We start from the raw sequence: 22,196 nt of genomic DNA on the forward strand, positions 1-22,196 counted from the left end.
GTAAAATTATACCATGATATTACTCTTCAAACAATAAACTATGATTTAAAGATGAGAATTTTCGTTACTCGTACAGGTTACTCGAAATATACCGCTCTCCCGAATCTGCGAAAATGACTACTATGTTCTTTCCTGCATTCTCTGACCTTCCTGCAACCTGAATGGCCGCAAAGAGCGCCGCTCCTGCCGATATTCCGATGGATATTCCTTCTTTTGCTGCCGACAGTACGGCCGTTGCGAAGGCTGCCTCGTCGGTCACCGTAATCACTTCATTGTAGATTTCCCGATTAAGGACCGGAGGAATCATACCGCCGCCAATTCCCTGAATCTTATGAGGTCCGGGCTCTCCTCCCGATAAGACGGGACAGCCTGCGGGTTCTACCGCGATAATTTCCACGTCTGGCTTTTTACTCCTCAAATATTCTCCGACTCCCGTAATCGTTCCTCCGGTGCCGGCCGCTGCGATGAATATATCCACTTTGCCATCCATATCCTCCCATATTTCCGGCCCGGTCGTGTCGAAATGGGTCTTGGGATTATTCGGATTTCCTCCCTGTCCTACGATAATCGCATTTTCGGTGTCCGCAAGGATTTCAGCCGCTTTCTCATTGGCACCCTTCATATTTTCCTCACCCTTTGTGAGCACTACTTTTGCGCCATAACCCTTCAGCATACTGATACGTTCCCTGGACATATTATCCGGCATACATAGTACCGCCTTATATCCTTTTGCCGCCGCTACCGCCGCCAATCCAATACCCGTATTTCCTGAGGTACCTTCAATAATCGTTCCTCCGGCGTTCAACGTTCCATCCTTCTCAGCGGCTTCAATCATCCGAAGTGCAATTCTATCCTTCACGCTTCCTCCGGGATTGAAAAATTCCAGCTTCGCATAGATATGCCCCTCCAAAGACTCCTGTTCCTCAATCTTATGAAGCTCCACAATCGGAGTCTTTCCTATCAATTCCAAAATGCTATGATAAATCTTGCCCATCCTGCATTACCTCTTAAATTTCTCCTCAGGCGTCTTGCTAAGTTCCTTCCGATTCTGCGGCGTAGACCAAAAACCTTCATAATCGATCTGATCCACAAACCGGGAATTGAAATCCTGAAAGAACGCCGTGTTATCACTCTGAGGGGCCGCTATATCCCTAAAATAGGTGTTGTTTCTAAACGCTTGTATCTCATACAAATCCCGGCAATAGCCCCAGATATTTTCATAATCTACGATTCTCTTCTTGATTGGCCCTAAGTTTCTGTAATAATGAGTGTCGAATCTCGCTAAGGTCACAAAAAGCCTTACATCACTGTCCGTCACATAATCTCCGAACAAAAAACGGTTCTTGGAAAGCCTCTCCTCTATAGTATCCAGTGCATTGTAAAAATCCTCGAAAGCTTCCTGATATGCAATTATCGACTGAGCGAACATCATCCGGTAGGTCCCGTTATTCACATTGGGAAAAAGCCAGTTGTTGAAATCATCGATTTGCTCTCTCAGCTCTTCCGGATATAAATCGGGAGCATCCTCTTTTTGATAAGGAGCAAAAGCTGTTTCAAAATAATTGGTCAGCCTATGATAATCGTTATTAACTACCCTTTTTGTCGTAACGTCTACCAAAGCCGGAACTGTACAGCGTCCCGCATAATCAGGATCTGCGTTATAATAAAATTCACTTAAATACTGCGCGCCAAGTACCGGATCTTTTCTATCCTCGTTATATACGAATTCCCATCCGTATGATCTGTTCTCTTTACTGTGTCCCACCAGATTGATGCCAATAGCGTCTTCAAGCCCTAACAGGTCGCGCACGATGGAAGCGCGGTTCGACCAATGGCATCCCTTTGCCCAGAACAAGCGGTATTTCCCGTTCTCTGCCTTTAAATCTTCCTCTCCGTCTCCAAAAGGTGTCGTGAAACGGTTGGGTTGTCTGATAAAGGCTCCTCTTTCATCTATTTCATTCTCGATTTCCTTCGGACGCACCTTAGGTCCTGTCACTCTCTGTGCAATGCTGCAACTAGACATATTCTATTCCTCCTCTAATTTAAAATTTTCTCCGTATAAACAATTGGGAACACCCCCGAATCCAGCGTCTTCCCATAATCTGCTTTGTAGCCCAGCGCTTCATAAAAGCCTACCGCCTCATCCCTGCTGGTAATGCATATTTTCTTAATCCCGCATTCCAAAAGCCAGCCTTCCGCCGCTTCGATCAGAAGCCTTCCGACACCCTTCTCCCGGTACTCCTCCAACACGCAGACTCTCTCTATTTTCCCTTCTTTACTCTCTCCCAGTAAATGAAGCCTGCAAGTTGCCACCGGATAAATATCGTCGAGTACGAGCACATATAAAGATTTTCCCGTATCTCCTTCATCGAATTCCTTATCCAGAGGAATTCCAAAACCCTTGACCATGGCCTGTGTTCTCACATAATGAACTCCTGCAAGCTGCCAATGCTCAGTCACTCTCACTGCCTTCATTTTACGCTCACTCTCTTTCTTACTGAAATTTCCTCGTACCTCTGTCATGTGGCTGCTTCCAAACGGACAAGTCCGGTCCCTTAGGTACGATGCCGTAAGGATTAGTGGCAACAGCACATAGATGATAGTGTTTTTTAATCGCCTCGAAATCTGTCGTATCTCCAAAACCGGGCAGGCTGTATAAATCCCTCACATATCCCCAGAGATTTGGGAAATCTGTCAACTTATTGCGGTTTGTCCAGAATCCGTTATAATAGGCCGCATCGAATCTGGCTAAAGTTACATACAACCTGACATCAGATTCCGTGATCCGGTCTCCGAATAAATAACGGCTGTGTGAAAGCTTCTCTTCCAGCCAGCCCAGCCTGTCGAATACAAGGTGATATGCCTCCTCATAGGCCTCTCTGCTTCTTGCAAACCCCGTCTTGTATACACCGTTATTTATATCATGGAATAAAATATCATTCAGCTCGTCAATTTCCTTTCGGAGTTCCTCCGGATATAAGTCCGGCGCCCCGGGCTTATGGTAATTCTTCCATTCCACTTCCAGGTACCTCGTCAGATTGAAGTAATCATTATTTACCACTTTGCCGGTCTGCAAATCCACCAAGGCAGGTACTGTAAATCGCCCCTTATACCCGGGGTCCGTATTCAGATATGCTTCACTGATATACTTTATCTTAAGTACGGGGTCCACATCATTCTCATCCAGAGTAAATGCCCAGTCTGTTCTGCCTACATCAGGACGAACCGGATCCAGGGTTCCCAGACTGATGATATCCTCAAGTCCTAAGAGGCTTCGGACTATGACCGATCGATGAGCCCAGGGACAAGCCGGCGACCACAGCAGCCGATATCGTCCCGCCTCCACCGGAAGCCTCCCTTCTCCGTCACCGAAGGGCGTTGTAAATCTATTCTTTTGACGTTCAAATTTTCCGTTTGTCTGTATTTCATCCTTTATATATTTAGCCGACATTTTTTCCTCCTCTCAATTTGTTCTTTTTCAGATTTTCCGATTTGTTCCTTTTCAATCTCTTTTCCTGCATTGTTAAAAAATCTTATATTTATAATTCAAAATTTTGAAATCTCTTCCGTAAAACGATATTTTTCAGGGAGAAGGAATCCCTCCTGCTCCATCCATTCCTGCTTCTCTTTTCCTACATCGAAAATGCACATAGCCGTCTTGTTCCTTCGAAATCCCATTTTTTCATAGAGGGCGACGGTTCTTGGATGGGTATACAAAATAATGTTCTGGCCCTTCAGCTGCTCTAACAGTGAGGTGATCAGTCTTCTGCCGATTCCATATCCCTGGTATTCCTCGTCCAGAGCAATATTGTAAACGGCTGCCTGACAGATTCCGTCGGACAGCGCTCTTCCTACACCTACTATTTTATCCTCGTCATAGACGAACACTACTGCATAGCTGTTTTTAAATATGATTTCCTGCTCTTCCTGAGAGTGATTGGACAAGCCGGAACGCCGCAGTACGTCGGACACCTCCTGCCAGTTGACATCTTCTTTCGTAAGCTTATATGTAATATTATCCATTGTATACACCGCTTAGTAACCGCTTTGCTCCTTCTTAAACTTTTCTTCCGGATATGCGCTCAAATGTCCTCTATCAACCGGCTCCTCCCATACGCTCACATCCGGTCCCTTTGCTTTGATGGAATATATGTTTCCCCAAAGGGGCTTTAAATGAGGGGACAACTGGTAGTGTCTCTTGTAGATATCGAAGTAAGTGCTCTCCTTTATTTCCGATATCTGATACAGCTCTCGCGCATATGCCCATAGGTTCTTGTAATCGATAAGCTTCTTTTTATTCGCATGAAACACCTGAAAATATACTGCGTCAAATCTGACCAAAGTCGGATACAGCCTGATATCGGAATCCGTGATATAATCTCCCAACAAGAATCTTCTATCCTCCAGACGCTTCTCCAGAATATCCAAGGCCTCAAAAAATCTGTGGTACGCCTTTTCATAAGCCTCCTGCGACCTGGCAAAGCCCACATCATAAACTCCGTTATTGATTCTTTCGAAGATAAAATGATTCAACTCGTTGATCTCTTCCCGAAAAGCCTCCGGATATAAATCCGGCGCCCCTGCCTTATGAAAAGGCTTCCATGCGGTATCGAAATAAATTGGAATCCAGAAATGGTCGTTGTTGACCCCTTTTCCCGTAACCGTATCCGCTATAACCGGCACCGTTGGTCTCTCCTTATAATCACCGTCCGGACAGTCTCTGTCATAGATTTCCTTCAGATAATGAATGCCAAGCACAGGATCTTTCTCTCCTTCGTCCTCCGTAAACACCCAGCCCTTAGGGTCCCGAAAGATTCCCGTAGTTCCGAGACTAATGACCTTATCCAGCCCTAAAAGCCTTCTGGTAATCACTACCTTATGCGCATGGGGACAAGCGGGCATCCACAGCAGCCTGTACCGATCCGCCTGAACAGGCCACTCCCCTTCTCCGTCTCCGAACTTTCTTTGTAAACAAATTTTTCTGTATCCTGATTTCTCCGCCAGACTGTATCTGATGGCGGAATGTATTCTCGAATACCTCGATTCCTTCAGCCATAACGATCCCCTTTTTCCGATTTCTATATGCTGTATTCCACATTTTCCAACATATGGATCTTTACAAGAAAATCCTTTAGCCTATCACTTTTGGGACTTTCAAATATTTCCTTAGGCGTACCGTCGGCAACAATCTTACCGTTTTCCAAAAAAATAATCCTGGTAGCCACATTTTTTACGAAGTTCATTTCGTGAGTGACAAGCAAAATAGTGTTTCCTTCCTGCGCGGCCTTTTTTATTGTTACCAACACTTCGCTTACCAACTCCGGATCCAATGCGGAAGTGGGTTCATCCATCAGCAGAAGCTCCGGCTCCATCGCCAGCGCTCTCGCTATGGCCACTCTCTGCTGCTGTCCGCCGGATAAGTGTCTCGGGTAATGTGACAGTCTGTCGGACATTCCTACTTTTTCCAAATGTTTTAAGGCGATTTCCTTCGCTTCCTTTTTCTTAAGTTTCTTTACCGTCATGAGACCTTCCATAACGTTTTCCAGAGCCGTTCTATTTTTGAAAAGATTGAACTGCTGAAAAACCATTTCCGTATTCTTTCGCAGCTCCAGCTTTTCCTTGGACGATTTTGTCGTAAAGCTTATTTCCTTATTGTTTATCGTAATCGTTCCCTGCTCCGGCTTTTCTAAAAGGTTAATGGAGCGAAGCAAGGTAGATTTTCCTGTTCCCGATGGTCCTATGATAGCGACTACATCTCCTTTGTTGATGCTTAAATCCACATTGTTCAACACTATGTTGCTGCCGAAGCATTTACTCAATCCCCGAATCTCAACCAAGCTCACTGGAAAGTCCCTCCTTTTTAGGCAGCCGCCCTTTCTTTTCTGTTTCCACATCCTCAGGAACACTCATTTTTTTCTCGATATATGTGAATACGCGTTCGATTGCAATGGTCAGCACGAAGTAAATGATCGCTAATGAGCAATATACTTCAAAATACCGGTAGCTGTTTCCCGCAAGAATCTTGCCCTGTGCTGTGATTTCCACCACAGAGCAGGTAAAGGCCAAGGAGGTTCCCTTTACCAGCCCTATCAGTGAATTGCCCAAGGAGGGAATGGCAACAGTTACCGCCTGCGGGACAATCACCCTCTTGAATATTTGTATTCCGTTCATGCCCAGAGACTTTGCAGCCTCTACCTGCCCCTTTTCTACGGATAGGATGGCCGCTCTTATAGTCTCTGAGTCGAAAGCCGATTGATTCAGTCCCAGAGCTACAATCGCAAAAATAATAGGCGGTATTCCGTTTACGTTGTAGGAAGTTCCATAGTAATAATTGATGTATTTCAAGGCTATGGGGATTCCGAAATAGGTAAGATACAATTGCACAATAATCGGCGTTCCCCGGATGACTGAAACAAAGGCTGTGCTTATCTGCTTAAGAATAGGAACATTATGTATCTTAACAATGGCTATCAGCAGCCCTACTATCCACCCGATAATCATTGCGATTGCTGTTAGCTCCAATGTTACGGGAAGGTATTTCAGCACCGCCGGAATCTGCGTGAACACTAACTGCCAGTCAAATATTTTACTCATCTCTTAAAGTCCCTTTCTTACTGCCATCCAAAAATAAGCAATTTATACTATATCATTCATAGGAGGGGGAATAATCTGAGCCAAACCACTTTTCATTTATTTCCTTAGAGGTTCCCTCTTCGATCACTTCCTTTAATGCCTTATTGATGTCATCTACCAACTGCTCATTTCCTGCGCTCACAATCAGGTAGCTGTAGGGCTCCTCCATCAAGTCTTTGGAGACATCGTTGCTGATTGTAATTCCTGTTACATTAAAGTTAAATTCGTTCTGATAATATTCAAACATCGGTTTATCCATCAATACAAAATCATATTTCCCTGCTTCCACATCCTGAATCTGAAGCACCAGATCCGATTCGCTGTATTCTATTACAATAGATTTGTCGGGATTTGCCGTGTTGTAATTCTCCAAAGCCGTCGTAATATTGATTCCGGCCTGGGATATGGTCTTAAGCCCTGCTAAATCATCCCATGACTCAATGGTTTCTGCCTTTTTATTATCCTTCGCAAAAATAGCAACATATTCATTAGCAAAAATAGGGTCGGTAAATAAATATTTTTCTTTTCTCTGCTCATTCTTTGCAAAGTTGTTCACACCAATCTGGTATCTGTCAGAATCCAATCCCGCAAAAATCGATGCGAAGTCCGTTACTTCGATTTCCAGCTTATACTGCGGAAGTTTATCAAAAATCGCCTTGATCAATTCAATATTGTGGCCCGTAAGCTCATTACTATCATCTACAAAGGTAAAGGGCTTGGGTGAACCGCCCGTCGCCGCATAAATCGTAGTTACTTCGCCTTCTGCCGCCACGGCTTCGTCTGTGCCTGTTTCTTTCGTCTGCGCTTTGGCTGCATCCTCTGCGGGAGCTTCCGGCTCAGCCGTCTCCTGCACTGTCGTTTCCTCTACTGCCGCATCCTGCGCCGCCGTATTTTCTACCGCTTTAGAACCGCAACCCGCAAGGGCACCTACCGTAAGCACTGTTGCAAATATTCCTGCCGCTAATCTTTTCACAAATTTTTTCTTCATATCTTTCTCCTCTTTCTTTATTATTAAGTTTTCATTATTTTTAATAGTTTGAATCTTTGCGTTAATTCATTTTTACTCTCATCTGCCCGTTTTAGCGATAGATGAAATCCGGGATTTTCCGAACTTCTCCTCTCTGTTATTCGGTTCGTTCCAATTAGAGGTATCCGGCCCTAACGGAAGGATATCATAAGGATTGTGGGAATGTTGTCCCAGAAGATATCCTCTCTTTATCGCGTCGAAATCCGTTGCTTCCTTAAATGCCGGAATGGTATACAAATCCTTGGCATAATTCCAAAGGTTGTCGTAATCCGCAATCCGATTTCTATTCGTCTTGTGACTGAAATAATAAGCTACATCGAATCTGGCGATGGTCACATACAGCCGGATATCTGAATCCGTCAGCTTCTCACCGAACAAATACCTGCCCTGCCCCAGCCTTTCCTCCAACCAGTCCAGCCGATTGAACAGAATATCATATGCTTTCTCATATTCCTCCTGCGACTGTGCGAATCCGGCCTTGTAGACACCATTATTCACATCATGGAACAGGATAACGTTCAATTCATCGATTTCCTTTCGCAGCTCCTCCGGGTATAAATCCGGTGCTCCCTGCTTATGGAAGGGCTTCCATACGGTTTCCCAGTAATTGGTCAGACGATGGTAGTCGTTATTTACAACCTTTCCCGTCTTCACATCTATGACCGCAGGAACTGTCGCTCTTCCTTCATATGCCGCATCCGTCCGGGCATATATTTCCGGCAAATACCGAATCCCCAACACCGGATCCACGCCTTTCGGATCCAGGGAAAATTCCCAACCGTTCTCCGTTCTTATGGGGCTTACCTTCCCTACACTTATCACATCCTCAAGCCCTAAGAGCTTCAATGCTATGATCTGCCTCGTTGCCCACGGGCAAAGGGAAGTCCATATCAGCCTGTAGCGCCCTGCCTCTACCGGCAGTTCCCCCTCTCCATCTCCAAAAGGTGTAATAAAGTAATTATCCTGTCTTACAAAAGCGCCCGTAGCAGATACCTCATGAGTATCCTCCGATGTCGCTACCTTTCCAAAGCTTACTTTTTCACTGCTTTCGATATTATTTCCCATTTTGTTTTTCCTTTCTTCCTTATAGAACCTTACGGCTTCTCTTTATTTCAGGAAGGTCAGTGCCTTCATTTTCCGTGCTGACAACACATTCCATCTTTTATCGTACGAAAGCCTAATCTCTTTTTTATCGCTCTCATCTTTGCTCTCCTCTTTGGTCATTTCCTTGTTATGCGCATATCATATCATTCCTATATGAATTTGCATAATACATGAAAGAAACATCTGGCAATAGGTTTTATTTATAACTAAATAACTTCTCATTCCTTCTCATAAAACACACAGGCATTTCGTTTACAAAAAGTTGCGTTACGATTACAAACCATAGCTACAAGTATTAAGCTGTCAGTTATAAAAATTGCATCCGAATTTACAAAACGGCGTCTCGTGTTGCATTAAACACCTCAATTGTAAATCGAGATGCAACCCATCTCAATTCAACTAAGAATTAATTAAGTAAAATATTATTTATACACCAGGAGGTTGCATCCTGGCTTACAAAAGATTGGCTAATAACCAGTCTTTTTGTTTGCACTTTTATTTTGTTACATATATCCTATGATAGTTGGCGGCAGATTGGAGGATATATGTCTAAATTTTTTACATATGAAGAAAGACTTGATCTGCAAAAGTTTCTAAAGGAAAGTCTTTCATTTAAAGAAATAAGCCGCAGATTGGATAAGAATCCAACAACCATATCACGTGAGGTACGTAAGTATAGTTCTGAAATTGCCACTGGTTATCCCGGCTATCCATTCAACTTGTGTAAAAACAGATTTAACTGTCGTAAGAAAGGCCTGTGTGGTAAGGACTGCACTCGTAAATCCGCACAGTATTGTAAACTATGTCAGTCCTGCAATCCGAATTGTGATGAGTATGTTGAGGAAGTCTGTACTGCCAGATTTAGAGTTCCGTATGTCTGCAATGGTTGTGACACCATAAGAAAATGTACATTGCTAAAAAATATATATGATGCAGAACACGCTCATATTAAATCCCATGAAACGATTACCCAGTCACGAAGCGGGCTATGCGTATCAGAGGAAGAAATCAGCAGGTTGAATAAAATCATCTCACCATTAATTCAGAATGGACAGTCTGTAAATCAGGTTTACATCAATCATGAAGATGAGCTTATGTGTAGTGAAAAAACAATCTATAACTACATTGATGCATGTATGTTTGATGTAAGAAATATTGATCTTCCAAGAAAAGTTAAGTTTCGTGAAAGATATAAAAAGCCTGAGTTCAAAGTTGATAAAGGATGCCGTATTGGTCGTAATTATGAAGCCTTTACTGCGTATATGGAGAAGAATCCAGATACACCTGTTGTACAAATGGATTCTGTTATTGGTAGCAAAGGTGGTAAATGCCTTCTTACGATTCATTTTGTTGAATGTAGTTTAATGCTTGCATTTGTTAGAGATGCTAATACTTCCAAATCTGTAACTGATATTTTTAATGGTTTGGATATACTTTTAGGAAAAGAAGAATTCAGTCAACTTTTTCAAGTAATCCTAACAGACAATGGAAGTGAGTTCTCTAATCCAAAGGCAATTGAGTATCGTGAAACAACACCATTATGGCGAACCAAAGTATATTATTGTGATGCTGGAAGTCCCTATCAAAAAGGTTCCTGCGAAGTAAACCATGAATTAATAAGAAGAGTCCTTTCAAAAGGAACAGGCTTTGATCAGCTTACACAGGAAGAAGTGAATTTAATGATGAATCACATTAATTCTTACAAAAGAAAAAAGCTGAATAATCGTAGCCCATACGAAACATTCAGCTTTTATCATGGAGAAGAGGTTTTGGAAAAACTTGGATGCAAACCGGTAGCAGCCGGAGACATCATGTTAAAACCTGCACTTCTCAAAAAATAATTATTAACGTGCCGCCAACCAATCATCTGACTAAGGAATGAAGGGGTGGATTCTCCGATTACAAAAAAATCGAGAGGGAGTCGACCTCCCTTTGGCATGCCTGTAATTATCATAATACAGCAGAAAAAGCTGAAAATCAAACTGCATTTGGATTACAAATATGGCTTCTCAATTACAAAACTCTATATTTCACTTACAAAAGTGGCTTTTCGTTTACAAAACTTTACTTCTCAAATACAAAAACTGCGTTTTGAATTACAAAGTGGCATCTCGCCTTACAATTCACTTGTTGCATTAAACACTTAAGTTCCTCGGAAAATAAATGATATATATAAATTACAAATGTAAAATATATTTGACACACATGAGATAATAATATATACTCAAATTGTTAAAAATCAAAGAGGGATGGAAAGAACTGAATTGTACCCATAAGCGGGCACAGTAAGTGAAACGCCGCCCCCGTAGACTAAATACAACTTAATAAACAGTCACAGGAACGAATATTTAATATTCGCTGCACCAGGGAAAGGACGAAAAAAATGTTTGAAAATGACTACATTATGCGCCTGCTTTATGATGTTATCAGGACACTGAAAAAATTGATATTCAAAACCAACGAGGAAAATGGCGAGGTCACGGAAACGGACGCGCAGGCAGCGGAAGATTTCAAGAGATTGTCCTCTCTCATCGATGAAGGAAAAATAAACGAGGCGGAAAATCTTCTGACAGAAGAAATGGAGGCAGAAAATCCAAAAGCTTTCCAGATAGCCCTTTTATTTTACGAGTATTTGAATAGCAAGGATAACGATTTTCTGGAAGACAACGATTTTTCAAGAAGGGAAATATCGGATGGACTCAAGTATGCCGCCGGCCTCTATGGCTACAGCAGTATGATAGACGCCCTTTTGGCAAATGCCGGAGACGATTAGGACTTTGCAATATAAAAAATACACCGGGAGGATATAAGTTTGAAAGAAAAGCGCTTTCAACTGTTGATTTTGAGCCCGTCAAAGAGGACATGGGGAATATAAATGAGGAATTTGAAGATGAAACTGGCAAGAATGGAAAAGGAGCTGTCTCAAATCGAGTTAGCCAAAAGGACGGGCGTTACCAGGCAGACAATCGGAATGATCGAAGCCGGTGCTTACAACCCTTCCCTGAACCTATGTATCGCCATCTGCAAGGAGTTGGATAAGACATTGAACGATTTATTTTGGGAGGATGAAGAATGAAAAATCACTTGGACGAAAGACAGTATCAAATAGAACTGAAAATTGCATATCGCTGTTTTATAGCTATGTATATTGCCTGTGCCGCCCTCGCTCTCATAGGGCTCATCCCAGGAGGCGAGTTAAAATCGGTGTTGGGAGAAACCGCTGTATTGGTGATCGGAGGCTGTTTATATTTATTCGGCATAGTTAAAAACGGGCTTTGGACCTCGCTCAAAACAAGCGGAGGAAAGAGTGCTAACAAGATGAACATCCTCCGCAGCCTGATAGGCAGCATCCTATGCTCCGCCGTTTTCAGCGTGTTTTATGGAATCGCTATCAGCCGAAGAGCTGGTGAGGGCGTATCCCTGGGAAAGCCCATCGGATTCTTCTTTGTTGGAATTGCTCTTCTATCTTTTCTGACCCTGCTGCTTCTTGGCAAGTTTTCCAAACAGGAAGAACAAAAGCTTGAGACTAAATACGAGGACTAGTATATCCTCCATCAAGTAACCGGTCCAGTTAACTTGTGGATGATATACCAGACAATCCCAATCAGAAAAAGCACACGATGCAGGCTTTTCCGAGTATAAACAAGGAAGCGGTCTGTTTTAAACGGCCGCTTCCAATCTTTTCAATGCCTGACGCAATATCTCCCTCGGACAGGCGACGTTGATTCTTTCAAACCCCTCTCCCGGCTCCCCGAACATAGTTCCCGCATCCAGCCAAAGCCCCGCTTTATTGACAATCAACTCTCTCTTTTCTCCTTCCGTAAGCCCAAGCTCCCTGAAATCCAGCCAGACGAGATAAGTTCCCTCAGCCTCTATCAACTTTATCTGCGGAATTTTCTCGCATAGATAATTACGGACAAATTCAATATTTCCCCTCAGATACTCCATAAGCTGCCTATGCCACTCCTCTCCGTACCGATAGGCTGCTTCACAGGCAGTAAGTCCGAGCGTATTCAACTGGCTGTAGCCGGAAGCTACTATCTGGGCTTTGAATCTGTGCCTTATCTGGGTATTTGCTATCAATATATTGGAAATCTGCAGCCCCGCCAGATTAAAGGTCTTACTTGGTGAGGTGCAAATGATAGTTCTGTTTTTCAATTCCTCGCTTAAGCTTGAAAAAACAATGTGCTTTCCGTGGAAAACGAAGTCCTGATGAATCTCATCGCTTACCACGAGAATATTTCTTCGAATGCAGATTTCTCCCAGTTTCTCAAGCTCTTCCCTGCTCCAAACTCTTCCTACCGGATTGTGAGGGCTGCATAAGACAAAAAGCTTCACGTTATACTCCTTCGCTTTTCTCTCGAAGTCCTCCAAATCCATATGATATTTTCCATCCTCTCCAAGAGAAAGGGGATTGTCGATCATTTTCCTGCGGTTGCTCTCGATAGTCTCCCGAAACGGATAATATACCGGCTGCTGGATCATTACTGCATCCCCTTCTTCCGTAAAGGCTTGTATCGCCATAGCTATCGCGTATACCACCCCCGGAGTTTTTATCAGCCACTTTCTTTCGATACTCCAATTATGCTTTTTTTCCATCCAGCCTTTCAGTGCTTCGAAATATTCCTCCCCTACCTCGGTATATCCGAAAATACCATGGGCTGTTCTTTCCTGAATGGCCGACAGCACCTTTCCGGGAACCCTGAAATCCATATCTGCTACCCATAAGGGCAGGACTCCATCCGGCATTCCTCTTTGCTTCCCGAAATCATATTTTATACTGCAGGTGTTTCTGCGCTCGATAATTTCATCGAAGTTAATATTCGTTTCACTCATAGAATACTCTCTCCAGTTCCTTTATTAAATCTTCTTCATCTTCAATCCCCACCGACAGTCTAAGTACCCTATCGGTAATTCCGTTTGCCGCCAATGTCTCCTTCGGCACATCCGCATGTGTCTGGGTAATCGGATAAGTAACAAGAGTCTCCACACCGCCGAGGCTTTCTGCAAACTGTATCAGACGAACCTTCTTCAATATCTCCAAAGCAAGCTCCTTTGTCTCCACCTCAAAGGTGACCATGCAGCCGAAGCCCCCCGCCTGCCCTTTGCATATTTCGAAACCGGGATTTTCCGGTATTCCCGGATAATAAACCTTCGTTACCCTTTTCTGACAGAGAAGCCACTCTACAATTCTTCCCGTATTCTTGGATGCTCTTTCCATTCTTATCGCCAGCGTCTTGATTCCTCGCAGAATCAGCCAGCTATCGAAGGGTGCCAGACCGGAACCTACCGTCTTAATGATAAATCTGAGCCTCTGGGCGATTTCTTCCGAAGAGGTCACAAGAAAACCTGCGAGGGTATCGTTATGTCCCCCCAGATATTTGGTTCCGCTGTGTACCACCACATGAGCTCCAAGCCTCAGGGGATTCTGAAAATAGGGCGTCAAAAATGTGTTATCCACAATGAGCAGAAGCTTATTTTTTTCCGCAATCTTCGCCAGTTTTCGAATATCGATAACATTCATCATCGGGTTGGTGGGTGTCTCGATAAAAATAGCCTTCGTCCTTTCATTCACCAGCTTTTCAAAAGCCTTACCATATTCATCACCGCTCAAAGCTTGCGAGCAGTTGACATGAGTAAATTCGATTCCGTTTTTCTTGCTGATATTATTGAAAAGGCGAATACTCCCGCCGTAAAGATCGCAGTCCGTTATGATGTGGTCTCCCGGTTCAAATAATTCGAACAGTGCGGTAATCGCCGCCATACCGCTGGAAAAAGCCAGCGCATCTATTCCGTTTTCCAAAGAAGCAACTACTTTTTCAAGCTGCTCTCTCGTAGGATTCTGCAAACGGCTATAATCGTAGCCTGTACTTTCACCTACCGCTTGATGGGCAAAGGTAGCCGTTTGATAAATCGGAAAACTAATCGCTCCCGAGGTATCGGGGGAGGATGTCAACCCGTTCCCATATAAACATTTTGTCGATATGCCATATTCCATATTTCTTCTCCGTTTTCCCAGTATAATCAGCATTAAATGCCTTAATGTTTGGTGCAGAATATTTTTCTGAGAGTGCTGTTCCACAAACGCAGGCGTAGCGGTGGCTACGTCGAGGCTTGGGGAATAGTGCTATCTGGAAAATAGGCAAGCAAAACATAAGGTTATTTAGTGCTGATTATACTCGTTACTAATCTCTGAAAGTTTTCAGAGCATCTATCGTCTCTTCTATCAGCTTATCCAGCTCCCAGCCTAACATATCCGCTCCCGCTTGAATCACTTCTCTGGAGCAGGCTGCGGCAAAGCCCTTGCTTTTGAATTTCTTTTTTACCGACTTCACTTCCAGATCCTGGACGCTTTTGGAAGGCCGCATGAGCACTACTGCTCCGATGAGACCGCTCAATTCGTCTACCGCATACAGCATCTTCTCCATTTCGTGCTCCGGCTTTATATCTACCGTAATACCATAACCATGACTCGCAGTCGCTCGAATCAGCCGCTCTTCGAGACCGGCCTCCCGCATGATTTCCTGAGACTTGATGCAGTGCTCATCCGGATAGCGCTCGAAATCCAAATCGTGCAAAAGTCCCACATTTCCCCAGAAGTCCTCTTCTTCCGCATACCCCAGTTTACGTGCGAAATACTTCATCACACCCTCAAGGATTACCGCATGCTCCAAATGAAACTCATCTTTATTATATTCCGTCAATAAATTCCAAGCTTCTTCTCTCGTCATTTTTATACCCCATGTCCACTTTGGCGGACTCAATATCAAATAGTTGCAAGCGCTTTTCTTCCGCCGTTTTCTATCGCCTTGAATCAAAGCACATTTTTCTCATATTTTTTTAATTCTTCTATATATTTAAGGGCGAGGATACTTAAAGGCATCTTTTTCTTCTTGATATATCCAATTTTCATCTTATCATCCGTCTTGAGAGGGATCGCCCTATATTCGTTATTATAAAGATCCTCGCATATGATTCCCGAACACAAGGTATACCCGTTAAGTCCGATCATGAGATTAAGCATAGTTGCCCTGTCATTGGCCTTTATAATCTGTTTATATTCGTAAGTACTGAACACTTCCTCCGCCAAATAAAAAGAATTATTATTTCCCTGTTCAAAGGACAGGCAGGGATATTTCTTCAAATCCTCGAAATCTATTTCCTTTTTATCGGCCAGAGGATTACCCTTCCATACAAACACATAGATTCCGCACTGAAACAAGTCTACGAATTCCAATTCCTGATCGATGAATATTTTTTCCAGCGCCTTGGAGTTAAAGTCATTCAAGTATAAAATGCCTAACTCGCTCTTTTGATTTCTCACATTCTCGATCACTTCATAGGTCTTTGTCTCCCGTACTGCGAATTCATAATCATCCATTCCGAATTCCTTCGCCATCTCGATAAACGCCTGAACGGCAAAGGTATAATGCTGCATGGATACACTGAATTTCTTCTTGAATCTCTCCCTCTGGATGAACCGTTCTTCCATCTGTCTGTATTGCTCTATCATCTGCCTTGCATAACCGAGGAATTCCTCCCCCTCGAGAGTGATAACGATTCCCCGGTTTGAACGCAGAAATATTTGTAAGCCGATTTCATTTTCCAAGTCCCGTATGGTACTGGATAGGCTGGGCTGTGTGATAAATAGCTGGGCAGCCGCCTTGTTCATGGATTTTTCATTCGCGATGCAGACCGCATAACGAAGCTGCTGCAATGTCATATTTTCTTTCCTCCATTATAAATAAGTAAAGAACTCTCATATGAGTAAGGAACTCTCATCCTTCCATGTGATGTATTCGATTCCTGCCGTACAACACCTCTATCAATCCCAGCCAAATAAGAGCTTACTTACAGGTCGCAAATCCTCAGCAAATACCATCCTCAGATAGCTCCTATTCCTTTTATAGAACCGCCTTAAAAGCTTCGTCTAAGTCCTCGATAATATCGGCCGCATTTTCCGTGCCTATGGAAAGTCTGATCGTATTCGGTGCAATACCCGATGCCTCCAGCTCTTCCTCCGTCATCTGGGAATGAGTGGTGGATGCCGGATGAATCACTAAGGATTTTACGTCAGCCACATTTGCCAGTAAGGAGAACAGTTCAAGTTGATCGATAAAATCCTTCGCCTTCTGCGCATCTCCCTTGATTTCAAAGGTAAAAATAGATCCGCCGCCGTTCGGGAAGTATTTCGCATACAGAGCTTTCTGTTCCAGGTCCTGCGATACCGCCGGATGATGTACTTTTTCTACCTGCGGATGAGCGTTCAAATACTCTATCACCTTCAAGGAATTCTCCACATGGCGCTCTACGCGAAGCGACAATGTTTCCAGGCCTTGTAAAAAGAAGAATGCGTGGAAAGGAGATAAGGAGGCCCCTGTATCACGAAGCAATATCGCTCTGATTTTCGTCACATACGCAGCCGCTCCTACTGCCTTCGTAAAGCTTATGCCGTGATAGCTGGGGTTGGGCTCTGTAAGAGAAGCGAATTTGCCGGAAGCCTCCCAGTCGAATTTGCCGCTGTCTATTATGACACCTCCGATAGTGGTGCCGTGGCCTCCGATGAACTTTGTGGCGGAATGTATCACGATGTCTGCCCCGTATTCAATAGGTCTTACTAAATAAGGTGTTGCAAAAGTATTGTCCACAAGAAGCGGAATCTTATGCGCATGAGCAATTCCCGCAATCTTCTCGATATCTACCACATCGGAATTGGGATTGCCCAAGGTCTCGATAAAAATTAATTTTGTATTCTCTTTTACAGCACTTTCCAACTCTTCATAGTTGAAAGGATCGGCAAAGGTCGTTGTAATACCGTACTGAGGCAGGGTATGAGCCAGCAGATTATAGGTGCCTCCGTAAATATTCTTCGCGGATACCACATGGTCACCGTTTTGCGCGATATTTTCAATGGCATAGCTAACGGCTGCTGCCCCCGATGCAACCGCTAAAGCAGCGACTCCGCCCTCCAGCGCTGCTATTCTGCGCTCGAACACATCCTGCGTGGGATTGGTCAGCCTTCCATAAATATATCCCGCATCTGTCAGTCCGAATCTAGCGGCAGCATGCTCGCTGTTATGAAATACATAGGAAGAGGTCTGGTAGATTGGAACCGCTCTCGCATCCGTAACTGCATCCGGAGTCTCTTGTCCCACATGTAACTGCAAGGTTTCAAATTTAAAATTTCTTTCTTCTCTCGTTTTCTTAGCCATTTCTATATCCTCCTGATATTTTTAATATTGCCCAACGGCATCCCGCATTACTTGAGACGCTCGGTTTTTAGCTTCTTAAGTAACATTATACTTATCCTGCAGTTCAAGTGTTAATATTTAAAAACATCATCCGGTTATAGGTTTTTCCTATAGCAGCATTATATATCCTTTTGCTGTTATAGGCAAGCAATAAAAATGCGGCCATCCTATAACAAGAGGCCGCATTTTATCATCTACCATTCACTTATAAATAATTATATCGCATATTAATAATCGTAGTCATCATAGGAATAATCGTCATAGGAATAATCATCACTATAATCATATCCGTCATAATAATCAACGTCGTCGGAATAATCATCATTATAATCATATCCGTCATAATAATCAACGTCGTCGGAATAATCACCGGGGTCGCTGTAAGGATCATAATCGTAATAATCATAGTAGTCGCCCGGATCGCTGTAGGGATCATAATCATAATAATAATCATAATTGTCATAGTAATCCTCAGCATACCAGTCTCCATATTCGTCATAGAAGCTCCAGTCGCCTGCATCATCCCAGTCCCAGCTCCACCAGCCGTCGTCCAGATAATAATCCCAATCCGGCTCATAGAATATCGAATCATACATGGTATAATCGAAATCAGAATACCAGCTATAATAATAATAAGGCGGATATACCCATTCCGCTACCGGAACATAAGTTTTTTGCGCTGCCTTGGCCGGCGCCGCGTTAGGATATTTCGTTTCATAGACCGCCGTTTTCTTCCCAGTATCCACAGATTTGGGCGCAAGTACATTTATGGATGAAAATACGTTGGTAATAAGGCTTATGTCATTATCTGTACACTCCGGTGCAAATGCTGCATCCATCATATACAAAGACGAATTGACAATTGCAGTGGCGAAAAGACCCTGTATCTCACTTCTCTCCTCATCCACCATGGAATACAGGCAATGCTTCGCACGTGCTCCGAAAAGGACTCCGTCCTTAACCTCTTCCGGCACAGCATTGTTCGCTTCCAAAATCTGCGGAATCAGCGTTGCCGTCTCCCCCAGATTCTGAATGCCCGGCACGAAGGAAACGCCCACATATGCCATCCCATTGGGTGAAGATACTGTGATACTATCGCCGGTATCCTCAATCACACAGTCTTCATTCACAAGCATTTCCAGCATCAGATTCTGGCTTTGATACAGCTCTGTAACCTCCGTGGAAATACTTTCCGCTGCCACCTCAAGTCCTTTTGCTTCTACCTCTGCGGTCTCTTCTAATACCGCCGCCTTCGCCTCCGCTGCACTATCCCCGCAGCCGGCAAAAAGCAAAAGGGTTCCTACCGTCATCCATAGAAGCAATGTCTCTTTTTTTCTCTTCATTTTTCTCTCCTCCCTCAGTCATTTCGTGGACATTTGTAGGATTTTTCTGAACAAAAGTGTGCTTCGCACACTCTCACGACCAAATACTTTGGCAGCAAAGCTTTTGCTCCGCGCGCATAGATGCGCATCCATTCTTTCTGTAATAGGCGCACTTTCCCATTACGAACAAAATAATCCACCATATCATTATGATACGATGGATTATTATTATTTCATCCCCCCATTTTGGGGGTATTTATTTATTGGCAAAATCAAAAATCTATGCCGGAAAGCTCCGCTTTGGAGTGGATATTCAACTTGCAATAGATTTTCTTAAGGGCGCTGCGCACCGTAGACTCTGTAATAAAAAGGGCTTCCGCTATTTCCCCGGCGCTTAAACGCTCCTTGGCGAGCAATGCGATGTCCCGCTCTCTCGGCGTCAGCGGAGATTTGGATAGAAGCAGTTTCTTTTCTATCGCCTTCATGCCGGCCTCCTGACGCCCTGCAAGCTTTATTACCTGCTTCAGCCCTTCCTTGTTCTCCACCGCCACTGTGACCGATTCCAAAAGAGGGCGAAGTGCCGCCCCATGCTCTGCAAAGGGCATATAGACCTTATCTGACAAAGATATGGCAAGAGCCTGCCCTAAATGCTCCTGCGCTTCCTTCGTCTGACCTTGCGAATGCTTCGCTATTGCTAAATAAATCAAATGATACACCTGAGGGAGCAGATAATTCATTTTTGCCGCCATTCCCAGCATTGGCTGGGAAAGACCATACAATTCGTTATATCGTTTATTGATCAGTAATAACTTTCCATAAAGCACATTTCCCTGTGGGAGTGCAGGCGCATAAAGAACCTTCTTTATGCTCTCCAGATCATACAGCCATTCCGCCAGCTCCTTCGTATTACCAAGAGTAAGGGAAAGCGACGCTATACTAAGCTCCGCCATCCGAAGAAGAAAACGCTCGGGCTTATCTTTGGTATGCTTTCTTATTTTTTCCAAAGAAATAACATACATTTCTTCATCGCCCCGAAGCATGGCAATTCTGGCCAATATAAGCCCTGCACAAAGTCCAAGGCCTAACTGCTTTTGCTCGCCGCACAAATAAACCGCCTTGTGGCATAATGCCTCCGCTTCCTGATCCAAGCCCCGGAGTAACATTGCTTCGGCGCGCATTACGCTATCTGCACCGGTTCCGTGCCCTCTCGCCAGTTTGGAATAGTGAGGCATACATTCATCCATATAGTTAAGCTCATTTTCCAGCTCCCCGGACTTGCTCCAATACATCGTTAAGACGGAAATATTCGTAAAAGTCCACGGCGAAGTAGGGAGCAGAAACCGGCTCGGGCTGTCCAGATACTTCATCGCCTCTTTATGCCCCTCACTCATCTTCTGAATATCGTTATATGCGCTAAAGGAAGTAAGAAGCGCGAACTCGCCTTTGATGCGATGCAACTCCTTTTCACCGATTCCCTCCGGCTTTTCAATCATGGCGACAATCAGCTGGCTCAGCTTTCCAAACGCCGCATACCATCCGCCCATATAAAGCTGAAAGGCGAAACCGATGACACATAGCGGATACTTACGCAAAATATTCTCCGGACATGTCTGCACCAAATTCGCTATAAATTCAAGAATATCCTTTTCTTTCTGATTATTGAGATATACTGCATCGAAAGGAAGGGACAAAATAGCGTTGTAATCCGAAACCTCATAGTAAAACCGGGCAGCAGGATAATACTGCTCCATTGCGGTACATGCCTCTCCCGCCCTGTGAAGTATCCGGCTCTTAAACTTCTGCGTCTGCTGATTATAAAAACGATTTCTCAAATAATCCTGCAAAATGCTGTGCATATAATAGAGATCCGTTTTCGGGAAATATCGGATAAAGCTATTGTTCTCAAGTAAATTTAATATGGAATCAGGAAGTGCCGTTTCCTCCATCATGATCAGAGCCTGCTTTGTTGTAAAGCTTTCCAGAACGGATACAGACAGCAAAAAGAGTTTTTCTTCCTCCGAAAGCTTGTTCCAAACTGCTATTTTAATGAGCTGATCGATATCGTTCGTGTGCTCGAAGCTTCCCCCCTGCTGATAGTTCAGCATTTGCAGCCGAACCGCTGCTGCCCATCCTTCCGTACTTCTATGTACATAATCCAGCTCGCTGTCGGAAAGGGCCAATCCTGACATCCGAAAATAGCTTCCTATGCTGTCTCTATCAAATACCAGATACCGATTGTCTATTTCATAAACATTCGCATAATGAACGGTATCTTGTGGCTTATTACCTAACGGCTGAGTAATAAAAACAATGTGCAGCTTATCATCTCCATGAACAGAAAACGCATTGATAATCTGACTCTTGATCTCGCTGCCAAACAACTGATAGTTGTCGATAACTAAAAAGGTTTCCTGCTCGCAGCGCAGCTTTCGTAACAAAAGAACCAAATCCGCCAGGGAATCCAGTGTAGGAAGTTCCAGCCTTTTTAGCTTCGCCTCAACTGCTTCGTCGATTTCCCCAAACAGACTGCAAATGCCGTCCCATACCTTTGTAGGCGACTCCCCCATACAGGTATACCAGTGGGAACAAACTGATATACCGGAATGCTTTTTCAAGTATTCTCTTACTGCCGTGGTTTTCCCAAAGCCAGAAGGCGCTTCTACGACCGTCAGAGGATATTTCTCCATCCCGCTCATCTGATGCTTAAGCTGTTTCGAAAAATAATACGTCTCACTGGTTTTTCTTTTCATTATTTGCATAAAAACCGCTCCGTTTCATGAAATTTTGTGGCTGCGAATAGTAATGAAATTTTACATTTATATGGTAATATTATTATAAATCATGTATTATTACAACCAT

General features: G+C 43.7%; 22 protein-coding genes. 4 read left to right on the top strand and 18 right to left on the bottom strand.

Annotated elements, in window-relative coordinates; genetic code table 11:
- Positions 1–64: 64 nt before the first annotated feature.
- The 11 genes from cysK to CC90_RS0110165 all read right to left on the bottom strand — a co-directional run bounded on the left by cysK (position 65) and on the right by CC90_RS0110165 (position 8,725).
- Positions 65–994, bottom strand: a complete 930-nt coding sequence (gene cysK, locus CC90_RS0110120) for a cysteine synthase A (protein WP_031390654.1) — start codon at positions 992–994, stop codon at positions 65–67.
- A 6-nt stretch (positions 995–1,000) separates the two neighbouring features.
- Positions 1,001–2,023 carry a glutathione S-transferase C-terminal domain-containing protein gene (locus CC90_RS0110125; RefSeq protein WP_035315296.1) on the bottom strand — a complete coding sequence of 341 codons (1,023 nt, stop codon included), beginning with the start codon at positions 2,021–2,023 and terminating at the stop codon, positions 1,001–1,003.
- A 14-nt stretch (positions 2,024–2,037) separates the two neighbouring features.
- Positions 2,038–2,523 carry a GNAT family N-acetyltransferase gene (locus tag CC90_RS0110130; protein WP_242843267.1) on the bottom strand — a complete coding sequence of 162 codons (486 nt, stop codon included), beginning with the start codon at positions 2,521–2,523 and terminating at the stop codon, positions 2,038–2,040.
- Positions 2,495–3,451 carry a glutathione S-transferase family protein gene (locus tag CC90_RS0110135; RefSeq protein WP_031390657.1) on the bottom strand — a complete coding sequence of 319 codons (957 nt, stop codon included), beginning with the start codon at positions 3,449–3,451 and terminating at the stop codon, positions 2,495–2,497. Before CC90_RS0110135 ends, CC90_RS0110130 begins: the two co-directional genes overlap by 29 nt.
- A gap of 95 nt (positions 3,452–3,546) precedes the next feature.
- Positions 3,547–4,023, bottom strand: coding sequence for a GNAT family N-acetyltransferase (locus CC90_RS0110140; protein WP_108702622.1), 477 nt, complete (start codon positions 4,021–4,023; stop codon positions 3,547–3,549).
- Positions 4,024–4,035: 12 nt separating this feature from the next.
- Positions 4,036–4,872, bottom strand: a complete 837-nt coding sequence (locus tag CC90_RS22305) for a glutathione S-transferase C-terminal domain-containing protein (RefSeq protein ID WP_242843268.1) — start codon at positions 4,870–4,872, stop codon at positions 4,036–4,038.
- A gap of 4 nt (positions 4,873–4,876) precedes the next feature.
- A complete protein-coding gene (locus CC90_RS24620; RefSeq protein ID WP_242843269.1) occupies positions 4,877–5,056 on the bottom strand; it encodes a hypothetical protein in 180 nt (59 codons plus the stop codon).
- Between the two features lie 22 nt (positions 5,057–5,078).
- Positions 5,079–5,837: an amino acid ABC transporter ATP-binding protein gene (locus CC90_RS0110150; protein ID WP_031390659.1), complete on the bottom strand. Its 759-nt coding sequence runs from the start codon at positions 5,835–5,837 to the stop codon at positions 5,079–5,081.
- A complete protein-coding gene (locus CC90_RS0110155) occupies positions 5,830–6,594 on the bottom strand; it encodes an amino acid ABC transporter permease (RefSeq protein ID WP_035315299.1) in 765 nt (254 codons plus the stop codon). Before CC90_RS0110155 ends, CC90_RS0110150 begins: the two co-directional genes overlap by 8 nt.
- Before the next feature lie 52 nt (positions 6,595–6,646).
- Positions 6,647–7,621 carry a transporter substrate-binding domain-containing protein gene (locus CC90_RS0110160; RefSeq protein ID WP_051869379.1) on the bottom strand — a complete coding sequence of 325 codons (975 nt, stop codon included), beginning with the start codon at positions 7,619–7,621 and terminating at the stop codon, positions 6,647–6,649.
- Positions 7,622–7,699: 78 nt separating this feature from the next.
- Positions 7,700–8,725 carry a glutathione S-transferase family protein gene (locus CC90_RS0110165; protein ID WP_081905935.1) on the bottom strand — a complete coding sequence of 342 codons (1,026 nt, stop codon included), beginning with the start codon at positions 8,723–8,725 and terminating at the stop codon, positions 7,700–7,702.
- Between the two features lie 584 nt (positions 8,726–9,309).
- Here CC90_RS0110165 and CC90_RS0110175 point away from each other — a divergent pair.
- From CC90_RS0110175 to CC90_RS0110190, 4 genes are all read left to right on the top strand, one after another.
- Positions 9,310–10,605 (top strand): IS30 family transposase, encoded by a 1,296-nt coding sequence (locus tag CC90_RS0110175; RefSeq protein WP_031389499.1) that lies wholly within the window; start codon positions 9,310–9,312, stop codon positions 10,603–10,605.
- A gap of 542 nt (positions 10,606–11,147) precedes the next feature.
- Positions 11,148–11,537, top strand: a complete 390-nt coding sequence (locus CC90_RS0110180; protein WP_031390663.1) for a DUF6483 family protein — start codon at positions 11,148–11,150, stop codon at positions 11,535–11,537.
- Between the two features lie 102 nt (positions 11,538–11,639).
- Positions 11,640–11,840, top strand: coding sequence for a helix-turn-helix transcriptional regulator (locus CC90_RS0110185; protein ID WP_031390664.1), 201 nt, complete (start codon positions 11,640–11,642; stop codon positions 11,838–11,840).
- The gene (locus CC90_RS0110190) at positions 11,837–12,307 is read left to right on the top strand and encodes a DUF6773 family protein (protein ID WP_031390665.1); all 471 of its coding nucleotides are present in this window, start codon (positions 11,837–11,839) and stop codon (positions 12,305–12,307) included. Before CC90_RS0110185 ends, CC90_RS0110190 begins: the two co-directional genes overlap by 4 nt.
- 117 nt (positions 12,308–12,424) lie before the next feature.
- Here CC90_RS0110190 and CC90_RS0110195 read toward each other — a convergent pair whose 3' ends face one another.
- The 7 genes from CC90_RS0110195 to CC90_RS0110225 form a co-directional block, all read right to left on the bottom strand.
- Positions 12,425–13,600, bottom strand: a complete 1,176-nt coding sequence (locus tag CC90_RS0110195) for a MalY/PatB family protein (RefSeq protein WP_031390666.1) — start codon at positions 13,598–13,600, stop codon at positions 12,425–12,427.
- Positions 13,593–14,762 carry a trans-sulfuration enzyme family protein gene (locus CC90_RS0110200; RefSeq protein WP_031390667.1) on the bottom strand — a complete coding sequence of 390 codons (1,170 nt, stop codon included), beginning with the start codon at positions 14,760–14,762 and terminating at the stop codon, positions 13,593–13,595. Before CC90_RS0110200 ends, CC90_RS0110195 begins: the two co-directional genes overlap by 8 nt.
- A 187-nt stretch (positions 14,763–14,949) precedes the next feature.
- Positions 14,950–15,495 carry a hydrolase gene (locus tag CC90_RS0110205; RefSeq protein ID WP_031390668.1) on the bottom strand — a complete coding sequence of 182 codons (546 nt, stop codon included), beginning with the start codon at positions 15,493–15,495 and terminating at the stop codon, positions 14,950–14,952.
- Positions 15,496–15,578: 83 nt separating this feature from the next.
- Positions 15,579–16,487: a LysR family transcriptional regulator gene (locus tag CC90_RS0110210; protein ID WP_031390669.1), complete on the bottom strand. Its 909-nt coding sequence runs from the start codon at positions 16,485–16,487 to the stop codon at positions 15,579–15,581.
- A gap of 181 nt (positions 16,488–16,668) precedes the next feature.
- Positions 16,669–17,976, bottom strand: coding sequence for an O-acetylhomoserine aminocarboxypropyltransferase/cysteine synthase family protein (locus tag CC90_RS0110215; RefSeq protein WP_031390670.1), 1,308 nt, complete (start codon positions 17,974–17,976; stop codon positions 16,669–16,671).
- A gap of 266 nt (positions 17,977–18,242) precedes the next feature.
- Positions 18,243–19,358, bottom strand: coding sequence for a hypothetical protein (locus CC90_RS23085; protein ID WP_051869380.1), 1,116 nt, complete (start codon positions 19,356–19,358; stop codon positions 18,243–18,245).
- A gap of 251 nt (positions 19,359–19,609) precedes the next feature.
- Positions 19,610–22,096, bottom strand: a complete 2,487-nt coding sequence (locus tag CC90_RS0110225) for a LuxR C-terminal-related transcriptional regulator (protein WP_051869381.1) — start codon at positions 22,094–22,096, stop codon at positions 19,610–19,612.
- Positions 22,097–22,196 lie beyond the last annotated feature (100 nt).

It is taken from the genome of Kineothrix alysoides (assembly GCF_000732725.1).
Lineage (GTDB): Bacteria > Bacillota > Clostridia > Lachnospirales > Lachnospiraceae > Kineothrix > Kineothrix alysoides.